Here is an 8,831-nt window from a genome sequence, read left to right as displayed (position 1 = left end):
GGCTTCTCCGCCACCCCGGAGCCCGAAGACCGGGTCGTCACGGTGGCGCCGGGCGACACCCTTATAAAGCTGCTGATGGACAACGGCGTCGACCGCGCCACCGCCCATACGGCGATCGACCGTCTGGCCGACGTGTTCGACGTCCGCCGCCTGCAGATCGGCCAGGACATCATCCTGACCTTCCAGGATCAGGCCGCCGGGCCGGCCTTCCTCGGCCTCGCCCTGCAGCCGAGCGCCGATCGCGACATCGAGGTGCGGGCCGACACCGATTCCGGCTTCGTCGCCGAGGAGGTGGTGCGCGAGCTCGAGCAGCGTGACGACTTCGCCGCCGCCGAGATTCAGAGCAGCCTGTACGAGGCCGCCCTGGACGCCGGCATGCCGATCGACGTCCTGATCGCCCTGGTGCGGGTGTTCAGCTTCGACGTGGACTTCCAGCGCGACGTCCAGGCCGGCGACAGCTTCGAGGTGCTGTTCGACACCTATGAGGACGAGCTCGGCAACCGGGTGCGCAACGGCGACATCCAGTACGCCTCCATGACCCTGTCGGGGAAGACGGTGTCGTTCTACCGCTACACCCCGACGAGCGGCATCACCGACTATTTCGATCCCCGGGGCCAGAGCGTCCGCAAGACGCTGATGCGCACGCCGATCGACGGGGCCCGGCTGTCCTCCGGCTTCGGCAAGCGCAAGCACCCGATCCTCGGCTACACCAAGATGCACAAGGGCGTGGACTTCGCCGCCCGCACCGGCACGCCGATCATGGCCGCCGGCGACGGCGTGATCGAGATCGCCGGCCGCAACGGCGGCTACGGCAATTACGTCCGCCTGCGCCACAACAGCTCGATCAAGACCGCCTACGCCCATATGAGCAAGTTCGCCAAGGGCATGGGGAAGGGCAAGCGGGTCAAGCAGGGCGACATCATCGGCTATGTCGGCACCACCGGCCGCTCGACCGGCCCGCACCTGCACTACGAGGTCCTGGTGGACAACCGTCAGCAGAACCCGATGAGCGTGAAGCTGCCGGCCGGCGAGCAGCTCAAAGGCAAGGAGCTCGACAAGTTCAAGCGCTTCCTGCCGAACATCGACCAGCGCGTGGCCGCGCTGCGCAGCGACACCACGGTGGCGAGCCGCTGAGGCTGTTCCGCCCGCGACCATCCGATCAGCCCCGGCCTCGTGCCGGGGCTTTTCGTTTGAGCATGCACGTTCCCTTCGACACGCCCCCCGATTCAAGTCCGGGGTGTGCCGGAGGGCGACGGGCAGCGCCGGGACGGGATCAGGCGAAGCGGACCAGGGCGTCCACCGCCACGGCGCCATCGGCCAGAACCATCACAGGATTGGCCTCGGCCTCGGCCACCCGGAGATCCGGATCCAGGGCCAGGGCGGACAGGGCCGCCACCGTCCGGGCCAGGGCCTCCAGGTCGCCCGCCGGCCGGCCGCGCCAGCCGGCCAGCGCCCTAAGCCCAGTCACCTGGGCGATCATCTCGCGCGCGCCGGCCAGGTCGACCGGGGCCGTGCGCACGGCCACGTCCTCGTAGAGTTCGGCGAAGATGCCGCCCGGGGCCACGCTGATCACCGGGCCGACCTCCGGATCGACCCGGTAGCCGACCAGCGCCTCGCCCAGGCCGCGCACCATGGTCTGCACCAGCCAGCCCTCCAGCGCCGCTCCAGGGGCGGAGGTCTTCAGGTGCGCCCGCATGGCATCGCGCGCCGCCTCCAGCGCCGGTCGGTCGGCCAGGCCCAGGGCCACGGCGCCGGCCTCGGTCTTGTGCGGCAGGTCGGCGCTCACCGCCTTCAGCACCACCGGATAGACGATGTCGTCGGGAATCGCGTCGTCCGGGCCGAGCAGCCGCCGTTCCACGGTGGTCAGGCCGAGCCGGTCCAGCAGGTCCAGCCCGTCCGCCTCGCCCAGGACCGCCGCGGGCCGGGCCGGACCGATCTCGGGGGCAGGGTCGGTCGGCAGCGGCTTCGGCGGGCGCCATTCCATGAAGGCGCGCACCGCGTCGGCCATGGACTCCACCGAGCGGAACCCGGCGACCTCGGCCTCCGACAGCATGGCCAGGGCCCGGTCCGCCTGGGGCAGCGGAGCGGCGGCGATGGGGGTGTCGTGACCGGCGCAGTCGACGATCGGCTGCACCGCGCGTTCGGGCAGGAACTGGGCCGAGGAGCCGATGGCGGCGACGACGGCGGCGTAGTCGCCGCTGTCCAGCAGCCCGTCCAGCACGGTCTTCATCACCTCGTAGCGCGCACCGGCCAGGGTCACGTCGATCAGCCGGGCCGGCTTCAGGGACAAGCCGACCACCTGCTTCACATGGGCGCGCAGGGCATCGGAGGCGCCTTCCACCTCGATTCCCGCCGCTCCCAGACGGTCGACCGCCATGGCCCCGCCGCCGCCGGTCGTGGTGACCACCGCCACCGGCTTGGACCGCCGGACGGCATCGGGCCGCCGCCCCTTCAGCAGGGCCGGCAGTTCCAGCAGGGCCTCGAACTGATCCACGCGCAGGATGCCGAGGTCGCGGAAGAAGGCATCGGCCGCCTTGTCGGAGCCGACCAGGGCGCCGGTATGGGACACCGCCAGGGCCTGGGCCTCGGGCGAGCGGCCGAGCTTGTAGACCACGATCGGCTTGCCGGCGGCATCGGCCGCACGGGCGAAGGCGGCGATCCGCTCCGGCCGGCGCACGGTCTCCAGGAACAGGATGAAGGCGTCCACCCCGTCGAGACCGACCGCGGCCTCGCCGATGGCGCCCACGTCCAAGTCGGCCTCGTTGCCGACCGACACAAGGGAGTGGAAGCCGATGCTGCGGGCGGCGCCGCGCGACACCAGGGTGCCGATCAGCGAGCCGGACTGGGACAGGGCCATCAGCCGGCCGGGCACCAGGCTCTCGGCCTCCCAGGCGGCGTTGGTGGTGAACGGCACGGCGTCGGCGACGTTGGCGGCACCCATGCTGTTGGGCCCGAGCAGCCGCATGCCGCCGGCATGGGCCTTCTCCACCAGCCGGCGCTGGGCCTCGGCCCCGTCCTCGCCGGCCTCGGCGAAGCCGTCGGCCAGCACGGTGGCGACCTTCACGCCCAACCGGGCGGCCTCCACCACCTGCTCCTCGACCCGCTCGGCGGCGGTGACGATATAGACATGCTCCGGCACGCCCGGCAGGTCGGCCAGGCTGGGCCAGGCCTTCTCCCCCAATACCGTCTCGCGCATCGGGTTGATCGGCCACACCGTCCCTTTGAAGCCGTGCCTGCGCAGGAAGCGCAGCGGCCGGGCGCTGTCCTTCTTCGGATCGTCCGACGCGCCGACCACGGCAACCGTGGACGGCCGGACCAGGGCGTCGATCCAGCCCCCGTTCGAACTGCTCATGGCCTTCAAGCCTTCGGCTTCGGGGGACGCTGGGAGAAGCGGCGGCCGAACACGCCCTCGGCGATGCGGTTCTTCATCATCTCCAGGCTGCCGCCGGCGATCTGCCAACCGCGTGCCCGGCGCCAGCAGTATTCGACCAGACTCTCCTCGGTGTAGCCGAGCCCGCCGAGGATCTGCATCGCCTCGTTGGCCGCCAGGAAGCCGGCCTCGTTGCAGAGATATTTGACCAGCGCGGTCTCGTAGGCGCTCGGCAGACCCTTCTCGGCCTTGCCGGCCACCCGGTAGAGCATGAGCTGGGCCGCCTCCATGCGCAGGGCTGCTTCCGCGAACTTCCACTGCAGGCCCTGGAAATCGGCGAGCGGCCGACCGAACTGATGGCGCGTCTCGGCATGCTCGCGGGCGATCTCGAAGGCGTGGCGTCCGAAGGCCAGCGCGCGGGCCGAGTTGCCCAGGCGCTCGATGTTGAACGCGGCGATCTGCTTCTTGAAGCCGCCCTCGCGCAGCAGGACGTTCTCCGGACCGACATAGACGTCCTCGAAATACAGCTGGCACCAGTCGTCGCCGCCCACGTAGCGGCTGGGCCGGCCGAGGGTGAAGCCCTCGGTGCCGCGCTCGATCAGGACCGAGCCGATGCCGTCGACGCCGGGGCCGTAGCGGACATAGACCAGGAACAGGTTGGAATCCGGGCTGTGCGACGAGAAAACCTTGGTGCCGTTGATGCGGAAGCCGTCGCCGTCGGGGGTGGCTGTGGTCTTCAGGTCGGTGACGGCGGAGCCGGCCTCGGGCTCGCTCATGCCGACGGAGATGGTCGCCTCGCCGCCGATCAGCGGGGCGAGGTAGCGTTCCTTCTGATCGGCGGTGGCGTATTCCACGAAGGTGCGGATCGGCCCGAAATTGCCGGCCTGGATGACGTCGGCGGAGCGCGGGCAGACGGCGGAGACCGTCTCGATGGCGACGATGGCGTCCATGAGCGACCCGCCCATGCCGCCGTCCTCTTCCTTGAAGGTGATGCCGAGCAGCCCCTGCTCCGCCATCAGCTTGGCGACGTCGAAGGGGAATTCCGAGCGATGGGCGCGGGCCAGGCGGTCGGCGGCGAGATGGCGCTCGGCAAAGCCGCGCACGGCATCGCGGAACTGCAGCTGCTCCTCGGTGAGAAGGTCGTCATAGAGGGCGGACATTCGGGTCTCCGGTGGGTCGGGTGGTCGCGTTTCTTTTACATTCTGTGTCTTCCCGGCCTTGAGCCGGGACCGAGGATCGGGGCACCTGGAACGATAGGGTCGACGGTCCGGCGGCCCCATCCCTGGGTCCCGGGTCAAGCCCGGGAAGACGGGCTGCTTAGTTGGTGCGGCCTACCCCCTATTCCGCCGCGTGCGGCAGGGCGGAATCCCGGAGCAGGTCGCCGACCGGTCCGGCGCGGCGCAGGTCGCGCAGCCGGGCCAGCAGATCGCCCGCCGCCGCCGCGCCCAGCACCGGGTCGGTCAGCTCGTGGAACTTGGCATCCAGCTCGGCATCAGTCAGCGGGTTGTCCGGGTCGCCCTTGCGGGTCGGTGCGAAATGCTCGAAGCGCGCGCCGTCGGTGGTGACGATCGCAACCCGGGCGGACCGGGCGCCCGGAAACGCCGCCTCGCAGCCGGGATCGACGGTATGCACCACCTTGGCGGCCAGCGCCCGGATCGCCGGATCGGCCAGGGCATCCGGGTCGAACGCCGCGCGCCGCACCGAGCCGCGCACCAGCACCGCCGCCACGCAATAGGGCAGGCTGAACTTCGCCTCGAACGCGGTGACCGGCTCGGCATTGCCGCAGATCTCCAGCGACTTGGCGTAGGAGCCGGCCTCGATGCTGGCGATCCGGTCGATCGTCAGGCCGTTGGCGGATGCGATCTGCGCCGCCGCATCGACCGCCGCATGCACATGGCCGCAGGCGGCATGGTTCTTGAAGGTGACGCGGGTGATGGTCCAGTCGACGCCCAGACTTTCGATGGCCGCCGCCCAGTCCACATCCGGCCCGCTCATCGCCGCGCCGAAGCCGCGCGGCCCTTCCAGCGCGTCCAGGGCACCGGTCACCCCGGCCTTGGCCAGACGGGCGGCGAGCACGCCGGCCTCGGCCGCACGGCCGGAATGCAGCGGCTTGCTCATGGCGTCGGCCCGGAACGCCTGCTGCAGCCCGGCGGCCATGGTCGCGGCCGTGCCCAACGCATGGGCGGTCTGGGCCGCGTCCAGGTCAAGGATCACCGAGGCGGCGGCGGCCGCGCCGAAGCAGCCGACGGTCGCCGTGGTGTGCCAGTAGTCGTAGTGGCGCGGGTTCACCGCCTTGGCGATGCGGTTCGATACCTCGTAGCCGGCGACCACGCCGGCGAGCAGCCGCGGCCCGTCCGCCCCGGCGAGTTCGGCCGCGGCCAGGGCGGCGGAGATCGTCGGCGTGCCCGGGTGGTAAAGTCCCTCGCGGAAGATGTCGTCGAACTCCACCGTGTGCGAGGCGGTGCCGTTGATCAGCGCCGCCGTCTGCGCGGTGGCCCGCTGTCCGCCGGGGACCAGCGAGGCGTTGCCGGCCCCGACCTGGTCCGCCAGCGCCTCGGCCACCAGGGTCGCCGGCGCCATCACCCCGCCCGGCACGCAGGCGGCGAACCAGTCGACGATGGCCCGTTCCGCGTGGTGACGGACCTCGTCGGAGAGCGGCGCCGTGCGCAGGCCGGCGGCGAACCGGGCATAGGTCTCGATAACCGTCGTCATGTCACCCTCCCTCAGGCGCCGAGCTTGTCGGCCAGCTCTTCCATGCTGTTCGTGATGTAATCCCAGTCGCTCTCGGCCTCGTTGTCCTTGTGCTGGTTCGGGCCGTATTCGGTGGGCCGCAGGATGAAGGCGGTCTTGAAGCCGAGGTCGCGGGCCGCCTGCAGATCGCTGTTATGGGCCGCCGTCATGAGGATCTGCGACGGGTCGAGGCCGAGCCAGTCGGCGCCGGTCAGATACACCACGGGCTCCGGCTTGTAGTTCCGGGCCGGCTCGGAGCCGAGGATCGTGTCCCAGGGCAGCCCGGCGAACTTCGCCATGTTCACCATCAGCGAGACGTTGCCGTTCGACATGGTGGCCAGGATGAACTTCTTCTTCAGCCGGGTCAGCCCCGGAACGCTGTCGGGCCAGGGATGCAGCCGGTGCCAGACCTTGTTCAGGTGCTCCAGCTCGTCGTCGCCGAGGCTCACCTCATATTCCTGCAGGACGGTGCGCAGGCTCTCCCGATGCAGGTCGTCGAGGCGGCGATAGGGCGCTTCTCCCCGACGCACCGGCCGCATGGAAGGCGCGTAGAGGGATCGCCACCGCATGGCGAACTCCACGCCGTCCAATGTCCAGCCCTTCTTCGCCGCCAGCGCATCGACTTCCGCCGCCACACTGGTCCGCCAGTCCACCACCGTACCGAAGACATCGAAAACCAGCGCCTTGACCACTTGGTCGGCCATTACTTCCTCCTCGGTCGCGCGCCCGGTTGTTTGCAGATTTCAGGTCAATTTCTGGGGGCATCACTTGACCCCCGGCGCGGGTCATGAAACTGTATACAAGCGTCATAAGACGCGGCAACCGGTGGACTTAATCACACCGGAAAAGAAAGCAGGGACGGGAGGAACATCGCGGACGTGTGCCGCATCCCGACCGACATGCAAGTGGGACAGTGACGACGGCGCCTCTGCGCCGGGCGAACGTGTCCCTGTAACAAGCCGTTCCTGACCCCTCTTCGGGTCAGGTGCACTGTCACGTTTGGGAAGGAGACGACCCTATGAAGTCACGTCTGACCCGGTTTGCGGCCTCGGTCGCGCTCGGCTCGGCCCTCGTGGTCGGAGCGGGCTCGATGCCGGCGTCCGCCCAGGAGCAAGGTGGCGAGCTGCGCCTTGTCGTGGGAAGCGACATCCCGTCCTATGACGGCCACATCGAATCCACTTTCGGCATGATCCACCCGATCCGGCCGTTCTACAGCCTGCTGATCCGGGTCAATCCGGACAATCCGTCGTCGCCGACCGACTTCGTCTGCGATCTGTGCGTCGGCGAAGTGCCGAAGCCGACCAATGACGGCAAGACCTACACCTTCAAGATTCGCAAGGGCGTGACGTTCCAGGACGGCCAGGAACTCACCTCCGCCGACATCAAGGCCACCTTCGACAAGCTCGCCTTCCCGCCGGACGGCATCGCGTCGAACCGCAAGGCCTACTTCGCGATGATCGACTCCGTCGAGGCCCCGGATCCGGAGACCGTTGTCTTCAATCTGAAGTTCCCGTCGGGCACGTTCATCCCGTCCATCGCCATGCCGTTCAACTTCATCTACTCGAAGAATGACCTGGATGAGCGCGGCTACACGTGGCACCAGACCAACGTGAATGGCACCGGCCCGTTCCACTTCGTGGAGCACGTCCAGGGCAGCCACGTGACGGGCAAGAAGAACCCGAACTACTACCACGAGGGTAAGCCTTATCTCGACGGCTACACCTCGCTGATCGCGCCGAAGATGTCGGTCCGCCTGCAGGCCATCCGCGGCGGCCAGGCCGATATCGAGTTCCGCGGCTTCCCGCCGAAGGCGCGTGACGACCTGAAGGAAGCCCTCGGCGACCAGATCGAGGTCCAGGAGAGCGACTGGAACTGCGTGCTGATCGTGACGCCGAACCACGAGGCGAAGCCGTTCGACGATCCGCGCGTGCGCCAGGCCCTGTCCCTGTCCATCGACCGGCACCAGGGTTCCGAGTACCTCTCCAAGATCGCGATCGTGAAGACGGTCGGCGGCATCGGTTTCCCGGGCCACCCGATCTCCTCTTCGCCGGAGTATCTTGAGAAGAACATCATCGGCTACAGCAAGGATATCGAGGCCAGCCGCGAGAAGGCGAAGGCGCTCCTGAAGGAGGCCGGCCACGAGAACCTGAAGTTCACCCTGCACAACCGCGGTGTGGACCAGCCGTACAAGGTCGTGGGCACCTGGCTGATCGACCAGTGGCGCCGGATCGGCCTGGATGTGGAACAGTGGGTGCAGCCGTCCACGCCGTTCTACGCGACCCTGCGCACGCAGAAGAACTTCGAGGTCTCCCTCGACTTCAACTGCCAGGCCGTCGTGAACCCGATCGCCGACATCTCGAAGTTCCTGCCGTCCTCCGGCGCGAACTACTCGTACTTCGAGGATGCGGAGCTCGAGAGCATCTATGCGGAGCTTCTGGCGACCGGCGACGAAGGCAAGCAGCGCGAGCTGTTCGCCCAGTTCGAGAAGCGGGTCCTGAACGACCTAGCGTCGCAGTTCATCACCCTGTGGTGGTACAAGATCAATCCGTACCGCTCCTATGTGAAGGGCTGGAAGATCGCGCCGAGCCACTATCTGAACCAGTCGCTCGAGAACATCTGGATCGACTCGGCCGAGCGTAAGAAGCAGCTCGGCGGCTAACGCTCCCGACACGCTCATCCGCCGCCCCGGGACTTCGGTTCCGGGGCGGTTCTTTGCCCCCATCATGAAAAG

At 68.7% G+C, this 8,831-nt stretch carries 6 protein-coding genes (1 of these 6 running past the window's edge); 2 read left to right on the top strand and 4 right to left on the bottom strand.

The genetic code is table 11. The features are described from left to right. A protein-coding gene (locus G578_RS0123855) for a M23 family metallopeptidase (protein WP_028796371.1) crosses the window boundary here: on the top strand, positions 1-1,134 show its 3' portion. Its footprint begins 201 nt before the window's first position; only the last 1,134 of its 1,335 coding nucleotides appear in the window; its start codon lies off the left edge, out of view; its stop codon occupies positions 1,132-1,134. Positions 1,135-1,273: 139 nt separating this feature from the next. Here G578_RS0123855 and G578_RS0123850 read toward each other — a convergent pair whose 3' ends face one another. The 4 genes from G578_RS0123850 to G578_RS0123835 form a co-directional block, all read right to left on the bottom strand. Then, positions 1,274-3,352: an acetate--CoA ligase family protein gene (locus G578_RS0123850; RefSeq protein WP_028796370.1), complete on the bottom strand. Its 2,079-nt coding sequence runs from the start codon at positions 3,350-3,352 to the stop codon at positions 1,274-1,276. 5 nt (positions 3,353-3,357) lie between these two features. Next, on the bottom strand, positions 3,358-4,530 hold the full coding sequence (locus G578_RS0123845; RefSeq protein ID WP_028796369.1) for an acyl-CoA dehydrogenase family protein: 1,173 nt from the start codon (positions 4,528-4,530) through the stop codon (positions 3,358-3,360). Positions 4,531-4,708: 178 nt separating this feature from the next. Further along, positions 4,709-6,082 carry an MmgE/PrpD family protein gene (locus G578_RS27980; protein ID WP_038015796.1) on the bottom strand — a complete coding sequence of 458 codons (1,374 nt, stop codon included), beginning with the start codon at positions 6,080-6,082 and terminating at the stop codon, positions 4,709-4,711. Positions 6,083-6,093: 11 nt separating this feature from the next. Continuing rightward, positions 6,094-6,804: a haloacid dehalogenase type II gene (locus G578_RS0123835; RefSeq protein ID WP_028796368.1), complete on the bottom strand. Its 711-nt coding sequence runs from the start codon at positions 6,802-6,804 to the stop codon at positions 6,094-6,096. Positions 6,805-7,118: 314 nt separating this feature from the next. On the opposite strand from G578_RS0123835, the gene G578_RS0123830 reads away from it, so the two are divergent. Further along, entirely contained in the window at positions 7,119-8,759 is a 1,641-nt protein-coding gene (locus G578_RS0123830; protein ID WP_028796367.1) for an ABC transporter substrate-binding protein, read from the top strand. Positions 8,760-8,831: the final 72 nt, after the last annotated feature.

Origin of the sequence: Thalassobaculum salexigens DSM 19539 (assembly GCF_000423805.1) — a bacterium.
Lineage (GTDB): Bacteria > Pseudomonadota > Alphaproteobacteria > Thalassobaculales > Thalassobaculaceae > Thalassobaculum > Thalassobaculum litoreum.
Note: the sequence above shows the minus strand (reverse complement) of the source record. Positions and strands in the feature narration are given on the sequence as shown.